The following is a 15,277-nucleotide window of genomic DNA, read 5'->3' as shown; positions in this document are numbered from 1 at the left end:
AGCTTTCAACGGAATCAGGAATGCTGACCGAGCTCGATCTGCATGGCCACTCGCTGAGCCACCTGCGTAGCGGACAGGCCGCTGCCCGCCACCACAAAATCCGCCACTTCCTTGTAGAGCGGATCCCGGATGGCGTGCAAATCCAGCAAGCGCTGCAAAGGATTGTCCACCTGCAGCAAGGGGCGCTGGGTGTCTCGCTGCAGGCGCTTGGCAATTTCATGCGGTGATGCACTCAGATAGACCACCTGTGCATGCTCGGCCAGCGCTTGCCGGTTCTCGGCCTTCAGCACAGCTCCGCCACCTGTGGCAACCACCGTTTTATCAGATCGCGCCAGCAGCGCCGCCAGCACCTCCTGCTCTACATCCCTGAATCTGGACTCGCCTTCCTTGGCAAAAAAGTCGCGGATCGTGCAGCCAATATGCTCTTCAATGGCAGTATCCACATCCACAAAAGGCATAGACCAACGCTTGGCCAAATAGCGTCCGATGGTGGATTTGCCGGAGCCTGGCAAGCCCACAAGGGCAATATGAAATTTCTTTAGAACAGTCATCGCGTTACCGTCATCCGCCAATCTGGCCAGCCCATGATTCTCGCAGCCCGCAGATATTACAAATGAAAAGGCCCGCATCAACTCGTGCGGGCCCTATGTAAAAACTGATAACAGTTATTTGCTGGTGCTGCGCACCTGGCTCAGCATCTTGGGAGTGATGAAAACCAGCATTTCGCGCTTGCTCGAAGCCTTGGTGTTGCTGCGGAACAAATGCCCCAATACCGGCAGATCTCCGAACAGCGGCACCTTGTTGAGCTGGTTGGTCTCCTCCATCTCAAAGATACCGCCAATCACCACCGTGCCGCCATTTTCGACCAGCACCTGGGTCTTGACATGCTTGGTATCGATGGCGACGCCCTGAGTCGTGGTCTCGCCGCGGCTGTCCTTGTTCACATCCAGATCCAGAATGATGTCGCCTTCAGGAGTGATCTGCGGAGTCACTTCCAGTTTCAGTACGGCCTTCTTGAACGAGATGGTCGTGGCGCCATTCGGCGCAGTCACGGAGTATGGGTATTCCGTGCCTTGCTCGATCAAGGCCTTGTTCTGGTCTGCCGTCACCAGCCGGGGGTTGGAGATGATCTTGCCATCGCCTTCGGCTTCCAGAGCGGACAGCTCCAGGGACAGAAAACGCGACATGGAGCTATTGAAGACAGAGAATGCAACCTGACCCACAGTGTTGATTCCTGAAATACTGGCCGGCAAATTGACAAAATTGCCACTGGGGAATCTGGTGCTTGATCCCGATCCACTACCAGTACTACCAGGCAGAAACTGAGACGATGTCATGGAGGCATTGCTGCCAACAGCCCCTCCGCCGAACTTCACACCCAGCGAACGGCCAAAGGTATCGCGCGCCTCGACAATGCGGGCCTCGATCATGACCTGGCGTACCGGCACATCCAGCGTTGCCAGCAAAGCCTTCATTTCTTCCAGCTTGGTCGGCGTGTCCGTCACGAATAGCTGATTGGTTCGTGGCTCGGAAATGGCCGAGCCGCGCGACGACAGAAAGCGCGTGCTGGATCCTGTACCGCCTGCACCACCGCCGCCTGTCGAAGTCGTGATCTGCTGCAGAATGTCTGCGGCTTTTGCATAGTTGAGCTGAAAGCCTTGCGTGCGCAAAGGCTCCAGCTTCTGGATTTCCATGGCCGCTTCATAGTCACGCTTGGTACGCGCGTCAATCTCGTCCTTGGGAGCGATCCAGAGCACGGAGCCGGACTTGCGCATGCCCAGCCCCTTGGCATCCATGATGATCTGAAGTGCCTGGTCCCAAGGCACATCCTTCAGGCGCAGGGTCAAGGCACCTGTCACCGTATCCGAGGTGACGATATTGAAGTTGGTGAAGTCCGCAATGACCTGCAGCAAAGAGCGCACTTCGATATTCTGAAAATTGAGCGATAGCTTTTCGCCGCTGTAGCCCGGGCCTTGGGTCAACTTGCTGGTGTCGACCTTTTTCTGGCGCACCTCCACCACGAACTGATTGTCACTTTGGTAAGCGCTGTGCTCCCAGTCACCCACAGGGTCAATGCGCATCCGAACACGATCACCTTGCTGGGTGGTCGAGATCGTTTGCACAGGCGTACCGAAATCTCCCACATCGAGCTTCTTGCGCAAATCTTCAGGCAGGGCCGTACGCAGGAAATCCACCGTCAGGCCCTTGCCCTCCTGTCGCAGATCCACCCCCACCTGGCTGCTGCCAAGGCTGACAACAACCCGGCCGGAACCGTCGCTACCACGGCGAAAATCGATACCGCGAATCGGAGCTGCATCAGAGGCGGCCGTCTTGTTCTCGAACACCGGAGCCATGACAGGAGCCGCAGCTGCAGCAGTTGTCGCGGCACCCGCGGGATCAAGCAAAATCAACAGAGATTTGCCCTGGCGCTGCAAGCGATAGGTCGTAGCCGTCTTCAGGTTCAATACCAGACGTGAGCGACCCGATGCTTCCACCAGATTTGCCGAACGCAGATTGCCCTGATTGAATTCAAGCGACGACTTGCCCGAACCATTGCTCACACCCGGAAAATCCAGAGCGATACGCGCCGGAGACTGAACCACGAATCCGGTCGGGTCTGCAGCCAGCGGTTCGGACAGCTCAACACGGACGACCTCGGAGCCTGAATGCAAAGCACCTGTAACAGCCTCAATGCGGGCTTGTGCCCAAGCTGCCGAAGAAAGCAAAAGGCCGCTCAGGGTCAGACCCCAACGGGCCTTCGCCATAGTGCTGCGATTAATACCCATCATTTGCCAACCTCCTGCAACTCCAAAGTGCTTGTTCTTTCAATCCAGTCACCACCGCCATCCTGGACAATTTCTCTCAGCTGGATGGAGTTTTCCGTAATCTTGGTGATCTTTCCGTAGTTCTGCCCCAGATAGTTGCCGACACGCACCTGATAGAGCAGACCGCCGACTTTGACCAAGGCCGTGGGTACGTTCTTTTTGTCGAGACTGCCCACCATGGTCATGGTGTCCAGCGGCTCGGCCTCCAGCGGCTCCTTGCGGCGATTCAGCTCTGGCGTGAGCAAAGCCGTGCTGATGTTGGATTGCGCAGACTCCTTGCGCAGCACCTGGATCAGCTTGAGAGGATTGAAGGGGTCCATGCCATCAGCCCCTGTATAGGCCTGAGGCTTGAAAGGCTTGGGCTCCTCCAGAGGAGTCACACGAGGCCTGGCATTGGCTCGCTCCTGGGCCATCCACTCACGCAGTTGCTCCTCCTCGGAGGAGGTGCAGCCCGCCAGCAAAGCACTGCTCATCAGGACCAGCCAGACAGGGTTCAAGAATGCTCTGCTCATTTCTTCCTCTTGGCCGCGTCGCGCTGCGCCTTGACTTCGTCCGCATCCAGATATCGGAATGTGCGTGCCGTGGCATCCATGGACAGCACATCCGTGTCCTTGCTTCCCGGAGCGATGGACAGATTGTTCAAGGTCACGATACGGGACAGGAAAGCGATATCCGAGGCAAAAGCACCGATGTCGTGATAACGCCCCGTCACCTTCAGGGTGATGGGCAGCTCGGCGTAGTACTCCTTGGTAACCATGGCACCAGGGCGGAATACCTCAAACTGCAGACTACGTCCCAAGCCAGCCTGGTTGATATCGGAAAGCAGAGCTGCCATCTCCGCCTTGCTGGGCAGTTGCTTTTCCAGCTGCGTCACATACTGCTGCACCTGCTCGCGCTGCTTCTTCAAGCCCTCCAGGCTCACTGCCTTGACCATTTTCTTGGAATAGTCTTCGCGCAGAGTCACCTCGGTCGCACGCTCGGCGTCAAGCTCTGCTTCGTAATCCTTCAGGATGACGAACCACAGCAAGGCAGCGACAGCGACTGCAACGGCAACATACAGCAGTGCCTTGGGCAAGGCTGGCCAGACCGAAGGGTCATTGGGATCCAGATTCCGGAATTGGCGCTGAATTCTCTCTTGCAATGCAGCGAAGTCGATGTCCAGAGATTTCTTCTTTTTTGCCATTACTGCGCCTTCACAGAAGAGCTTGCAGCAAGCAGATTTTTCTCCGCATCGCTGGCCCTGGTCAGATTGAAGCGCAATGTGAATGCAGCTGCACGGCGCTTATCCTTGGCAGTCACATCAACCGTCTTGGCCACAATTTCCATCAACTCAGGCTTGGAGAACCAGGACGAGCCATCCGTAAGATTGCGCAGCATCTCGGAAATACGCTCATTCGACTGCGCAGTTCCCTGCATGGTCACCGACAGGCCTTCTTGCTTGATGCTGCTGATGTAGACACCGTCCGGCAGTTGCTTGACCAGCTCATTGAGCATGTATACCGGCAGATTGCGGTCGGACTGGAGATCCTCCACCGCCTTCTGTCGTGCACGCAGAGCGGTGATTTCGGCCTCGAGCCCCTCGATTTCCTTGATCTGTGTTTCCAGGACCTTGATTTCGGAGCGCAGCAGATTGTTCTTGTTCTGCTGGCCCTCGATCATCATCTGGAAGTACCAGTAAATCAGTGCTGCGATCAGCAGTCCACCCAGTGCGCCCAGCACCATATTCACCTGAAACGCTTCTTTACGGCGCTTCTTGGCTGCTTCGCGGTGCGGTAAAAGGTTAATCAGTATCACTCTTGAAACCTCCGCATGGCCAAACCGCAAGAGGTCAGATAGGACGGCGCTTCACGTGCCATCTTCTTCAGACGCACGCCGCTGCCAATTTCCATGCCTTCGAAAGGATTGGCAAGACTGCAGGCACATCCGGTCTGCTGGCTGACGGCCTCCACCAGCCCCGGCAGGGACGACGATCCACCTGCCAGCAAAACATGATCGACGCGGTTATAGGGAGTACTCGTGAAGAAGAACTGCAATGCTCGCGCCACCTCCTGGGTCAGGCTTTGCACGAAGGGCTTGAGCACACCAGCCGCGTAGTCGTCCGGCAATTCGCCGCTGCGCTTCTTGGCCTCTGCTTCTTCCGGAGAAAACCCATACTGGCGTGCAATCAGCTGTGTCAGTTGCGCGCCGCCAAATGCCTGATCTCGCTCATACAGCACTTCCTCGTTGCGAAGCACCTGCATGCTGGTGGTCATGGCCCCCACTTCGAACAACGCAACAATGGCGTCACGCCCGGCATTGGGCAAACGCGACACCAGACGCGTGGCAGCCATCCGGGCGGCATAGGGCTCGATATCGATCACGATGGGCTTGAGACCGGCCGCCTCGGCCAGGCCCTGGCGGTCCTGCACTTTTTCCTTGCGCGATGCAGCGATCAGCACATCCACGTCGCCGGGCGACACCAGCGAAGGCCCTATGACGCAGAAATCCAGACTCACTTCGTCGAGCGAGAACGGAATGTACTGGTTGGCTTCGGACTCGACCTGGACCTCCATTTCCAGCTCGGTCAAACCGGATGGCAGGGTGATCTTCTTGGTGATCACGGCTGCGGCGGGCAAGGCCATGGCGACCTGCTTGGTACGCGTTCCGCTTTTCTTGACCAGGCGGCGCACCGCCTCAGCCACTTCATCGAATTTCTCAATATTGCCGTCGGTGATCCAGCCTTTTTCAAGCGGCTCGATCGCACAACGCTCCAATTGCCACTCGCCGGATTTGCTTTTGGCCAGCTCGACCAGCTTCACGCTGGAGGAGCTGACATCAATGCCAAGCAAAGGTGCAGGCTGACGGCTGAATAAAGAACTCAGAGCAATCAACATGCCCCCCCAGGTTTGTAAGAATGGAAACAAAAGCCAGCAATACCCTGGGATCCTAGCAGCAAGCTATAGCAGCACATGCTTTGCAGCAGCGCTTTGCACCATATTTCGTGGTCAAAAAAAGACAAACTTGTGTAACGTCAAACAACAAGAAAGCTACCCTTTGCCCCCAGTGGTACTTACCCTGTGACTTAGGATTCGACCAAAGCGCGGCCTCCACCCGGCCGCCACGATGCTTTTCTGGGCGGCATTTCTATAATGCCCTACCCCTTGCCAATACTGCGAAATGCCGCCATCAGAACATTCTGCCCACCAGGCTCCTGCGCCTGGCTCCCAAACTCCTAAAAAACGCATGCACTGGTTGCCGCGCTCCATTTTCTGGCTGATCGGACTTGCCGTCGCCGCGGCCCTGGCGGTGTTGCTGGCCGTGGCCGTGGCACTGGCCATGGCCTATCCCAACCTCCCCGATGTCTCCGAGCTCGCAGACTACCGCCCCAAGCTGCCGCTGCGCGTGTATTCCAGCGAAGGAGCACTGCTTGGCGAATTCGGAGAAGAGCGCCGCACCCTGACCCCCATCAACGAGATCCCCAAGGTCATGACGGATGCGGTGCTGGCCATCGAAGACACGCGCTTCTTCGAGCATGGCGGCGTGGACTATAAGGGCATGCTGCGTGCTGCGCTGGCCAACCTGGGCAAGGTCAAGAGCCAGGGGGCCTCCACCATCACCATGCAGGTCGCGCGCAATGTCTACCTCTCTTCCGAGAAGACCTACACCCGCAAGATCTACGAAATCCTGCTGACCTTCAAGCTTGAGCACTTGCTCACCAAGGAGCAGATCCTCGAGATCTACATGAACCAGATTTTCCTTGGCAACCGTGCCTATGGCTTTGCAGCTGCCTGCGAAGCCTACTTCGGCCATCCGCTCAAGGACATCACGGTGGCCGAAGCCGCCATGCTGGCCGGCCTGCCCAAGGCTCCATCGGCCTACAACCCGATCAGCAACCCCAAACGCGCTCGCATCCGCCAGCTCTACATCATCGAGCGCATGGAGGAAAACGGTTTCATCACCGCAGAGCAGGCCAAGCAGGCCCGCGAAGAGCCTCTCAAGCTGCGTACTGCCGCCAATTCGACCCGCGTGCATGCAGAGTACGTGGCCGAAATGGCCCGTCAACTGATCTTTGCCCAATACGGCAGCGATGCCTATACCCGCGGCCTGAACGTCTACACCACCCTCAATGCCGGTGAACAAGAGGCCGCCTACAAGGCTTTGCGCGAAGGCATCATGAACTACGAACGCCGCCAGAAGTACCGCGGCCCCGAGAAGTTCATCACTCTGCCCAGCAACGCTCAGGAGCTGGAAGACGCCATCGACGATGCCCTGGCCAACCATCCCGACAACGGCGATGTGGTTGCGGCCGTGGTGCTGGAAGCATCGCCTCGCAAGATCGTCGCGGCCCGTGCGGACGGTACCCATTTCGAGATCACCGGCGACAACCTCAAGCCCGCAGAATCAGGCCTCAGCCCCAAGGCACCGCCCAATATCAAGATCCGCCCCGGCGCCGTGATCCGCGCCATCAAGAACTCCAAGGGAGCCTGGGAAATCACCCAGCTACCCGAAGTCGAGGGCGCTTTTGTGGCCATGTCCACGCAAACCGGCGCCATCCGCGCGCTAATCGGTGGTTTCGACTTCGAAAAGAACAAGTTCAACCACGTGACCCAGGCCTGGCGCCAGCCCGGCTCCAGCTTCAAGCCCTTCATCTACTCTGCGGCGCTGGAACACGGCTTCTCGCCTTCCACCATGATCAACGACGCACCGATCTTCTTCAGTGCAGCAACCACCGGTGGTCAGCCCTGGGAGCCCAAGAACTACGATGGCCGCTACGACGGCCCCATGACCATGCGCACGGGCTTGAACAAGTCCAAGAACATGATCTCCATCCGCTTGCTGCAGGCCATCGGCCCCAAGACCGGGCAGGAATGGGCGACGCGCTTTGGCTTCGACGCCGCCAAGCAGCCCGCCTACCTGACCATGGCCCTGGGCGCCGGCTCGGTCACGCCGCTGCAGATGGCGGGAGCCTATTCGGTGTTTGCCAACGGAGGCCATCGAATCAACCCCTGGCTGATTGCCCGCGTGACCGACCACAAGGGTCGCATCCTCTCCGAGTTCACTCCACCTGCGGTCAAAGAGCTGCCCCAGGCCATTCCCGAGCGCAATGCCTTCCTCACCGGAACGCTGCTCAACGATGTGGCACGCGTGGGTACGGCTGCACGTGCGCAGGCCACACTCAAGCGCCCCGACCTGTATGGCAAGACCGGCACCACCAATGACTCGGTGGACGCCTGGTTTGCTGGCTACCAGCCCAGCATTGCCGCTGTCTCCTGGATTGGCTACGACACCCCGCGCAACCTGGGCTCGCGCGAAACCGGTGGCGGCCTAAGCCTGCCCATCTGGATCAATTTCATGCAGCATGCGCTCAAGGGCGTCCCCGTCGCCGAAGTACAAACCCCGCCTGGCGTGGTCAATATGGGCGGCGACTGGTATTACGAAGAGAACGCTCGCAACGGCGGCGTCTCCAGCCTCGGCATGGAAGGCGTCTCCGATCCTGGCAACGCTGGCCCGGGTGCCACCCAGCCTCCGGCCGCAGAGGAGCGCAGCCGCATTCTGGACCTGTTCAGAAACTAAGTCCTCCAACAACAAAAAGCCTGCCTCTCATCGAGGCAGGCTTTTTTTATTCCAGCACCCTGAATGTTCAGGCCAGGGCCTTGAACTCCAGAGCCATGCCCGACTGCTCGCTCGCATATTGCGTCAGATTGGCAAAGAACTCGCCAGCCCCCTTGGTGTCCAGCCAGACTTTCTTGTCTTCGTCAAAACGATAGTGAAAGCCGCCAGCCTTGGCCGCCAGCCAGATTTCATGCAGGGGCTTTTGCTGGTTGATGACAATCTGGCTGCGATTGGCAAACACCAAAGTCACCATGCCACCCACGCGCTGGGCATCAAGGTCGGCATCGGTTTCGTCATTGATGCGATCACAGCATTGCTCCACAGCCAGCAGAAGTTGGTCGGCGCGGTCCAGATATTCAAGGTCAGTCATTACAATTTGCCCATGTTGAAAGCCAACCAAATTTTAGTCAGGAGCATTGCCCTTGCGGCTTGTGCGGCGTCCCTGGCAGCACTTTCCGCCTGCGGGCAAAAAGGCCCGCTCTATCTGCCTACAGATCCTGCGGCTCAGGGTCGTGCCACGCTGCCCGAGACACTGGGCATTTCCACCAAGCCCTCCAGTGCCGCAAAACCCGCAGCGAAAGCCACGCCGATCGAGGCTGACGAAATGCCCCAGACCGATGCCAAGCCCTGAGGCTTGATGCACGTCAACATGGTCTCCGGACTTACTCTCTAGAGTGATGGCATCTTGTCCTTTGACAAACTGCCATGTCCATTGAGCTCTATCGCGACAAAAACCACGTCTGTCTGATGTTCACCGACCTCATCGAGGAGGACGGTCAGGCCATTCAGGCCAACCAGTTCCTGATCGTGGACAACGGCACGGGCGCCATCATTGATCCCGGTGGCAACCTGGCTTTCAACGAGCTGTTCATGGGCATGTCGCGGCATTTCCCACCGCAGAAGCTGGCCTATCTGATTGCCTCGCATGCCGACCCGGACATCATTGCCTCGCTGGATCGCTGGATGAGCAGCACCCGCGCACAACTGGTCATCTCGCGCATCTGGGAGCGCTTTGCACCGCACTTCACCAAGGTGGGCAAGACGGAAAACCGCGTCATCGGCGTACCGGACTCGGGCGGACGCCTGCCCTTGGGCAATACCGAGCTGGTGCTGCTGCCCGCGCATTTTCTCCATGCCGAGGGCAACTTCCACTTCTACGACCCCATCAGCAAGATTCTGTTCACGGGCGATCTGGGCGTCTCACTGACCACCGGAGCAGAAGCGCAGAAGCCCGTCACCGACCTCGCTCCCCATATCTCGCGCATGGAAGGCTTTCACCGTCGCTACATGGTCTCCAACAAGATTCTGAGGCTGTGGGTGCAGATGGCACGACAGTTGCCCATAGACATGATCGTGCCCCAGCATGGCGCACCCATCATGGGCAAACAGGCGATTGGCGATCTGTTCAACTGGCTCGAAGGCCTGCAATGCGGAATCGACCTGTTCGACCAGCGCGCTTACCAGCTGCCTTCAGCGGAGATCGACCCGGTATCGCGTCAGGTACGTCCGCCCTTGCGCGCCGTGGCCGGTTGATTGCCTCTGAGTGCACGCAGCACTCGCCAGCCAAGCAAGCTAGCGAGAATGGCCGCATAGACGGCCACCTCGGCAAAGTTGTTCTTGCCGGCGCGCATCCAGAAAAAATGCAGCAAGGCCAGCGGCACCGCCACATAGATGGCGCGGTGCAGCCACTGCCAGCGCTTGCCGCCCAGAGCCCTGAGCATGAACCTGGGCGAGGTGACGGCCAGCACCAGCAGCAGCAGCCAGGTGCTGAAACCCACCAGAATGAATGGACGCTTGGGAATATCGGCCACGATATCGCCCCAGTCCAGCCCCATGTCGAACCAGGCATAGCAAAGCAGGTGCAGGCAGGCGTAGAAGAATACGTACAAGCCCAGCATGCGCCGGTAGCGCACCAGCAGATTCCAGCCGCTGATCTGGCGCAGCGGCGTCACCGCCAGCACGATGCAGAGAAAACGCAGGGTCCAGTCACCCGTGCTGCGCAACAGGGCTTCGGCCGGATTGGCCCCCAGCCCGTCGGTGAACGCCGCATAGAACAGCCATGCGCAAGGCAGCAGGCACAGCGTGAAGACCAGCGGCTTGGCCCAGGGCCTGAGCAACCAGGCCTGCATCAGTAGAACTTCTTCAGGTCCATGCCCGCATACAGCGACGCCACCTGATCGCCATAGCCGTTGAACAGCAGGGTCTTGCGGCGCTTGGCGAACAGCCCGCCCTCGCCGATGCGCCGCTCGGTGGCCTGGCTCCAGCGCGGATGATCGACCTCGGGATTCACATTGGAATAAAAGCCGTACTCGTTGCGTGCCGCCTTGTTCCAGGCCGTGCCCGGCTCCTTGTCGGTCAGGCGGATCGCCACCAGCGACTTGGCACTCTTGAAACCATATTTCCAGGGCACGACCAGGCGCAGCGGCGCACCATTCTGATTGGGCAGAACCTCGCCATACATGCCGAAGGCCAGCAGCGTCAGCGGGTGCATGGCCTCATCCAGCCGCAAGCCTTCGGTATACGGCCAGTCCAGCACACCGCTTCTGAGTCCGGGCATCTGGGCCTTGTCGGCCAGGGTGACGAATTCCACATACTTGGCGCCTGAGAGCGGCTGCACTTTCTTCAGCAGCTCGGACAGCGAGTAGCCCACCCAGGGGATGACCATGGACCAGCCCTCCACGCAGCGCAGGCGGTAGATGCGCTCTTCCATGGGCGCGAGCTTGAGCAGGCTGTCGATGTCCAGGGTCTGCGGCTTCTGCACCAGACCTTCTATGCGCACCGTCCAGGGCCGGGTCTTGAGCGTGTGCGCATTGCGTGCGGGCTCGTCCTTGTCCAGACCGAACTCGTAGTAGTTGTTGTAGCTGGTCACATCCTGGTAGCTGGTGGTCGCCTCCACGGTCATGGCGCCGGCCACCTTGCTGGCCACGCCCTTCAGGGCGGGCAGATGCACGCGATCGGCCGCAGCCAGCGCGTCACGGCCGGCCCAGCCGGCCAGGGTCGCACCCGCCGCCCCCATGGCCAGGGTCTGCAGAAAGTCCCGACGCTGCAGGTATTGGGTCCGAGGCGTGATCTCGCTGCCCAGTGGATGCTCGAAGCCTTGGTTGCGGTGACGTATCAGCATAGGAATGCTCCCAAACGACGATCAAGAGTAGTGCGATTTGGACGCCCCCTGCGTCAGCAAAGTTCCTCCGAACTTCTTAATAAAAAAGGAGCTGCTCACGCTTGATGATCAAAGATTTCAGATTGTTTTCAACCTGAAATCCTTATTCAGTCAGAGCAAGCAGCTCCTGTATTTTGGAGCGTCTGGTGCGAAGCCTACAGCTCGCCGTAGCTATGCAGCCCCGACAGAAACATGTTCACGCCCAGGAAAGCAAAGGTGGTGACGGCCAGACCCGCCAGCGCCCACCAGGCGGACACCGTGCCGCGCAGGCCCTTCATCAGGCGCATATGCAGCCAGGCGGCGTAGTTGAGCCAGACGATCAGCGCCCAGGTTTCCTTGGGGTCCCAGCTCCAGTAGCCGCCCCAGGCCTCGGCCGCCCACAGAGCGCCGAGCACGGTGGCGATGGTGAAAAAGGCAAAGCCCACGGCGATGGCCTTGTACATCACGTCGTCCAGGATCTCGAACGAAGGCAGGCGGGCCGCAATACGCTTGCGCGAGAGCAGGATGCCGGCCACGATCAGGGCCGAGATGCCGAAGTACACCATCCAGTAGCTGCCGCCGTTCTCGGTCGCACCCTTGCGAAAGACGATGGGCTCGAAGCACAGGACCACGCCCAGCAGCCACAGCGGCGCAAGCTTGTACCACTTGGTCTCGGTGGCCTGCTGCTTGATCAGATAGGCAAACGCCACCATGGCCGACAGCGCGAACGTGCCGTAGCCTATGAAGTTGGCTGGCACATGCAGCTTCATCCACCAGCTCTTGAGAGCAGGCACCAGGGGCTGAATCTCATGGGCCTGGCGCACCAGCGTGTACCAGAGCAGAAAGCCCACGGCCGCGCTGACCACCAGCATCACAAAGCCACCCAGGGCACGCGTGTCGTAATGCTGCTCGTAGTACAGATAGAAGATGGCCGTCATCCAGCAGAACATGACGAACACTTCGTAGAGATTGCTGACAGGGATATGGCCGATGTCCGGACCCAGCAGATAGCTCTCGTACCAGCGCACCATGGTGCCGATCAGCGCCATGGCGACGGCCAGCCAGGCCAGGCGCGAGCCCAGCAGCGACATCACCGAGCGCTCGCCCTTGGCAAACACGCCTATCCAGTAGAACGCCGTGCTGATGAAGAACACCATGCTCATCCAGAGGATGGCGGACTGGCTGGAGAGGAAGTACTTCAGGCCGAAGACGGTCTCCGATCGTGCCAGTTCGCCGCCATCTCCTCCCTGGTACAGACCGATGGCCATCAGCGAGAAGCCGGCCACGGTCAGCATCAGCACCGCCAGCGGGCGCCAGAACCAGCCCATCCAGATCATGGCCGGGATGGTCGCCAGCAAAATGCCCTTCTCATACACATCCATATAGGCGGCGTAGCGCTGCAGCGCATAGCCCAGGCCCACGGCCACCACAACCGCGAACAACCAGTCAAACCAGTTGCGGCGGGCAAAATAGCCTTCGTTCAGAGTCAATGTCGTGGTTGCGGTGTTCATACAGAACCTCCGGGAGTCTTCTTTTGTAAGGGCTTGGCCCCGATCAGCTTGTCGGCCAGCATGACGAACTCGCGGTCGCCATCCATGGTCTTGCGGTTGGTGGACAAGGCCATGTTCGCATGGCTGCCACCGTTCGCTGGGGTCAGCCAGATCCAGATGCGGCGGTCACGCACGTACAGCATGGCAAAAACGCCGATGATCAGGAAGAGGCAACCCAGGTAAACAATGTTTTTACCAGGGGCACGCGCCACCTGGAACACGCTGGCCTGGACCTGCTTGAAGTCCTGCAGCATGAAGACCACGGGCGCCGGGTAGAACTGCGCGTCGCTGAGCGAGAACACCGATTGCGTCATGAAGGCCTGGGTCTTTTCGTCGTTCTCGAAAGGCTTGAGCCCCGCCTGCTGGCGCACCTGCTGGGCCAGCTCGAACAGCACGCCATTCAGAATCCGCACCAGCACCTCGCCGGCGCGCTCGCGCTCGGCCTCGGGCACATTGCTGTCCATGAAGTCCGATATCGCCTGCAGACCACCCAGCTGGCGGCCGTCAGGACCCTTGAGCTTGCGGTCCTGACCGGCGAATAGCTCCAGCGCCTTGAGCGCGGACTGCGTCAGCGGCTCGGCCAGTTCGGGCCTGGAGACATCGACCGCACGCTGCACATAGGCGCGCGCCGCCTTCTCGGCCTGGGCCTTGTTCTGCATGGCCTGACGCAGCTGCATAAAGGTGTTCATCGTGCCTTCAGGATCGGCAGGCACGCGCAGATAGCGCATCTGGTCGGCCTGGTTCTCACGCACGCCAAGCAGGAAGACGGGCTGGCCCTCGCCCGTGTCCACGGGCAGCATATAGTTCTGGAACTCGCGCGCCTGACCCGAGGCATCGCGCAGCTTGTAGCCCACGCTGGGGCCGATATTGCGCAAATCCTTTTTGTCCGTGGTCTTGTGGGCTGCGCCCAGACGCTCGTCGATGGCCTGCTTCAGGTCGACCTTGCGCACATTGGTGCCGGCGCCGCCCTTGTCCTGGCCGCCGAAGTTCTCCACATTGATGGTGCGCAGCGCCGTGTACTCCAGCGTCACCTTGTCCTGCTGGCCATCGGCCAGCTTGCGCACGAACTCGGTGGAGTTGCCGATCACGCCCTCCACGTCGAAGGGCTGGGAGACGCCATCCATGGGCACGGCATGGAGCTTGACGCTGGAGCCGCCGTCATCGAAGCTGCTCTGGTAGATCTCGATGCCCTTGTAGCTGGCCGGATGGTTCACTTCCACGCGCTTTTCCAGCTTCTCGCCCGTGGCGCGGTCGTGAATCACTATATCGCTGGCAAACAGCTTGGGCATGCCGGTGGAGTAGTACTCCACGATGAATTTCTTGAGCTCTACCGAAAATGGCAGATCTTGCAGCAAGATGCCATCCGATTGATTCAGGATGGCAGTACCGGACTGCGTGCCTTCGGACACCATGAGGTTGCCCCGGAAGGTCGGATTCTTGATCGACAGACGATGCTCCGGTGCCACATCCGAGATCATGCCGCCACCGGTATAAGGCGTTTTGCCGCCCAGCAGCATCTGGGCCCGCACGATGAGATCGCCGTCAAACAGACCGCCAATACAGATCAGCACGATCGCGCAATGCGCTGCGATATAGCCCAGCTTGTTGGCCGCGCCGGCCTTGGCTGCCAGCATCCAGCCGGTACCGGGCCCGGCCGCCGTGTCGCGCTGCTGCATCTTGACCTTCCAGCCGCCAGACACCAGTTGCTGGCCGATGCGCTTGGCCGCCTCTTCGGTGCTGCCAGCCACATCGGCCTCGGCGCGATGGTGGAAAGCCTTGAGGCTTTGCTCGCGGAGGTTCTCCTTGTAATTGCGGATATCGGCCAGATATTTGGGTGCATGGCGGCTCACGCACAACGAGGTGCTGATGACCAGGAAGGCCAGAATCAGCAGAAACCACCAGGCGCTATAGACCGCATTGAGCTTGAGTGCCAGAAACAGCTGCGCCCAGAAGGGACCGAACTGGTTGACATAGTTGACCAGCGGTTCATGTTGCTTGAGCACCGTGCCGATGACCGATGCGATGCAGATCACCGTGAGCAGTGAAATCGCAAAGCGCATGGAGGCCAGCAACTCCAGAGTCGCGCGCACTGCCTGTGAGCGAGAGGAGTCACGATCGCGAAGTGGAAGGTCTGACATGAGGATGAGATAGAGCCGAACGCAAAAAGGCGG

The 15,277-nt window shown here is 59.5% G+C and carries 14 protein-coding genes; 3 read left to right on the top strand and 11 right to left on the bottom strand.

Annotated elements, in window-relative coordinates; all coding sequences use genetic code 11:
* Window positions 1–14: 14 nt before the first annotated feature.
* The 6 genes from NOX35_RS04130 to NOX35_RS04105 all read right to left on the bottom strand — a co-directional run bounded on the left by NOX35_RS04130 (window position 15) and on the right by NOX35_RS04105 (window position 5,698).
* Complete coding sequence (locus NOX35_RS04130; protein ID WP_182287098.1) at window positions 15–551, bottom strand: shikimate kinase; 537 nt, start codon at window positions 549–551, stop codon at window positions 15–17.
* A 114-nt stretch (window positions 552–665) separates the two neighbouring features.
* Window positions 666–2,789 (bottom strand): type IV pilus secretin PilQ, encoded by a 2,124-nt coding sequence (gene pilQ, locus NOX35_RS04125; RefSeq protein ID WP_182285678.1) that lies wholly within the window; start codon window positions 2,787–2,789, stop codon window positions 666–668.
* Complete coding sequence (locus tag NOX35_RS04120) at window positions 2,786–3,337, bottom strand: pilus assembly protein PilP (RefSeq protein ID WP_182285677.1); 552 nt, start codon at window positions 3,335–3,337, stop codon at window positions 2,786–2,788. The genes pilQ and NOX35_RS04120 overlap by 4 nt, the downstream gene beginning before the upstream one ends.
* The gene (locus NOX35_RS04115; RefSeq protein ID WP_182285676.1) at window positions 3,334–4,008 is read right to left on the bottom strand and encodes a type 4a pilus biogenesis protein PilO; all 675 of its coding nucleotides are present in this window, start codon (window positions 4,006–4,008) and stop codon (window positions 3,334–3,336) included. Before NOX35_RS04115 ends, NOX35_RS04120 begins: the two co-directional genes overlap by 4 nt.
* Window positions 4,008–4,619, bottom strand: a complete 612-nt coding sequence (locus NOX35_RS04110; protein ID WP_182285675.1) for a PilN domain-containing protein — start codon at window positions 4,617–4,619, stop codon at window positions 4,008–4,010. Before NOX35_RS04110 ends, NOX35_RS04115 begins: the two co-directional genes overlap by 1 nt.
* Complete coding sequence (locus tag NOX35_RS04105) at window positions 4,616–5,698, bottom strand: pilus assembly protein PilM (RefSeq protein WP_371878519.1); 1,083 nt, start codon at window positions 5,696–5,698, stop codon at window positions 4,616–4,618. The genes NOX35_RS04110 and NOX35_RS04105 overlap by 4 nt, the downstream gene beginning before the upstream one ends.
* Before the next feature lie 349 nt (window positions 5,699–6,047).
* Between NOX35_RS04105 and NOX35_RS04100 the strand changes: the two genes are divergently transcribed.
* Window positions 6,048–8,378, top strand: coding sequence for a penicillin-binding protein 1A (locus NOX35_RS04100; RefSeq protein WP_182285674.1), 2,331 nt, complete (start codon window positions 6,048–6,050; stop codon window positions 8,376–8,378).
* Window positions 8,379–8,445: 67 nt separating this feature from the next.
* On the opposite strand, the gene cyaY is transcribed toward NOX35_RS04100, so the two are convergent.
* Window positions 8,446–8,787, bottom strand: a complete 342-nt coding sequence (cyaY, locus tag NOX35_RS04095) for an iron donor protein CyaY (protein WP_003061987.1) — start codon at window positions 8,785–8,787, stop codon at window positions 8,446–8,448.
* A 12-nt stretch (window positions 8,788–8,799) separates the two neighbouring features.
* On the opposite strand from cyaY, the gene NOX35_RS04090 reads away from it, so the two are divergent.
* Both NOX35_RS04090 and NOX35_RS04085 read left to right on the top strand, forming a co-directional pair.
* Window positions 8,800–9,048, top strand: a complete 249-nt coding sequence (locus tag NOX35_RS04090) for a lipoprotein (RefSeq protein WP_182285673.1) — start codon at window positions 8,800–8,802, stop codon at window positions 9,046–9,048.
* A 74-nt stretch (window positions 9,049–9,122) separates the two neighbouring features.
* Complete coding sequence (locus NOX35_RS04085) at window positions 9,123–9,950, top strand: MBL fold metallo-hydrolase (protein ID WP_182285672.1); 828 nt, start codon at window positions 9,123–9,125, stop codon at window positions 9,948–9,950.
* Here NOX35_RS04085 and NOX35_RS04080 read toward each other — a convergent pair.
* The 4 genes from NOX35_RS04080 to NOX35_RS04065 all read right to left on the bottom strand — a co-directional run bounded on the left by NOX35_RS04080 (window position 9,914) and on the right by NOX35_RS04065 (window position 15,244).
* Window positions 9,914–10,546: a sulfite oxidase heme-binding subunit YedZ gene (locus NOX35_RS04080; RefSeq protein ID WP_182285671.1), complete on the bottom strand. Its 633-nt coding sequence runs from the start codon at window positions 10,544–10,546 to the stop codon at window positions 9,914–9,916. The two genes, NOX35_RS04085 and NOX35_RS04080, sit on opposite strands and share 37 nt — an antisense overlap.
* Window positions 10,546–11,538 carry a protein-methionine-sulfoxide reductase catalytic subunit MsrP gene (msrP, locus tag NOX35_RS04075; protein ID WP_182285670.1) on the bottom strand — a complete coding sequence of 331 codons (993 nt, stop codon included), beginning with the start codon at window positions 11,536–11,538 and terminating at the stop codon, window positions 10,546–10,548. Before msrP ends, NOX35_RS04080 begins: the two co-directional genes overlap by 1 nt.
* 194 nt (window positions 11,539–11,732) lie before the next feature.
* Entirely contained in the window at window positions 11,733–13,067 is a 1,335-nt protein-coding gene (gene ccsB, locus NOX35_RS04070; RefSeq protein ID WP_003058739.1) for a c-type cytochrome biogenesis protein CcsB, read from the bottom strand.
* Window positions 13,064–15,244 carry a cytochrome c biogenesis protein ResB gene (locus tag NOX35_RS04065; protein WP_256495828.1) on the bottom strand — a complete coding sequence of 727 codons (2,181 nt, stop codon included), beginning with the start codon at window positions 15,242–15,244 and terminating at the stop codon, window positions 13,064–13,066. Before NOX35_RS04065 ends, ccsB begins: the two co-directional genes overlap by 4 nt.
* Window positions 15,245–15,277: the final 33 nt, after the last annotated feature.

This window comes from Comamonas sp. C11 (assembly GCF_024496285.1).
Lineage (GTDB): Bacteria > Pseudomonadota > Gammaproteobacteria > Burkholderiales > Burkholderiaceae_C > Comamonas > Comamonas testosteroni_F.
Note: the sequence above shows the minus strand (reverse complement) of the source record. Positions and strands in the feature narration are given on the sequence as shown.

What these genes read in the sequence shown, in the direction of transcription:
- pilQ (WP_182285678.1), bottom strand. Translation starts at nt 2,789, where the DNA reads ATGATGGGTATTAATCGCAGCACTATGGCGAAGGCCCGTTGGGGTCTG.
- NOX35_RS04090 (WP_182285673.1), top strand. Translation starts at nt 8,800, where the DNA reads ATGTTGAAAGCCAACCAAATTTTAGTCAGGAGCATTGCCCTTGCGGCT.
- NOX35_RS04100 (WP_182285674.1), top strand. Translation starts at nt 6,048, where the DNA reads ATGCACTGGTTGCCGCGCTCCATTTTCTGGCTGATCGGACTTGCCGTC.
- NOX35_RS04115 (WP_182285676.1), bottom strand. Translation starts at nt 4,008, where the DNA reads ATGGCAAAAAAGAAGAAATCTCTGGACATCGACTTCGCTGCATTGCAA.
- NOX35_RS04085 (WP_182285672.1), top strand. Translation starts at nt 9,123, where the DNA reads ATGTCCATTGAGCTCTATCGCGACAAAAACCACGTCTGTCTGATGTTC.
- msrP (WP_182285670.1), bottom strand. Translation starts at nt 11,538, where the DNA reads ATGCTGATACGTCACCGCAACCAAGGCTTCGAGCATCCACTGGGCAGC.
- NOX35_RS04130 (WP_182287098.1), bottom strand. Translation starts at nt 551, where the DNA reads ATGACTGTTCTAAAGAAATTTCATATTGCCCTTGTGGGCTTGCCAGGC.
- NOX35_RS04065 (WP_256495828.1), bottom strand. Translation starts at nt 15,244, where the DNA reads ATGTCAGACCTTCCACTTCGCGATCGTGACTCCTCTCGCTCACAGGCA.
- NOX35_RS04080 (WP_182285671.1), bottom strand. Translation starts at nt 10,546, where the DNA reads ATGCAGGCCTGGTTGCTCAGGCCCTGGGCCAAGCCGCTGGTCTTCACG.
- NOX35_RS04105 (WP_371878519.1), bottom strand. Translation starts at nt 5,698, where the DNA reads ATGTTGATTGCTCTGAGTTCTTTATTCAGCCGTCAGCCTGCACCTTTG.
- NOX35_RS04120 (WP_182285677.1), bottom strand. Translation starts at nt 3,337, where the DNA reads ATGAGCAGAGCATTCTTGAACCCTGTCTGGCTGGTCCTGATGAGCAGT.
- cyaY (WP_003061987.1), bottom strand. Translation starts at nt 8,787, where the DNA reads ATGACTGACCTTGAATATCTGGACCGCGCCGACCAACTTCTGCTGGCT.
- ccsB (WP_003058739.1), bottom strand. Translation starts at nt 13,067, where the DNA reads ATGAACACCGCAACCACGACATTGACTCTGAACGAAGGCTATTTTGCC.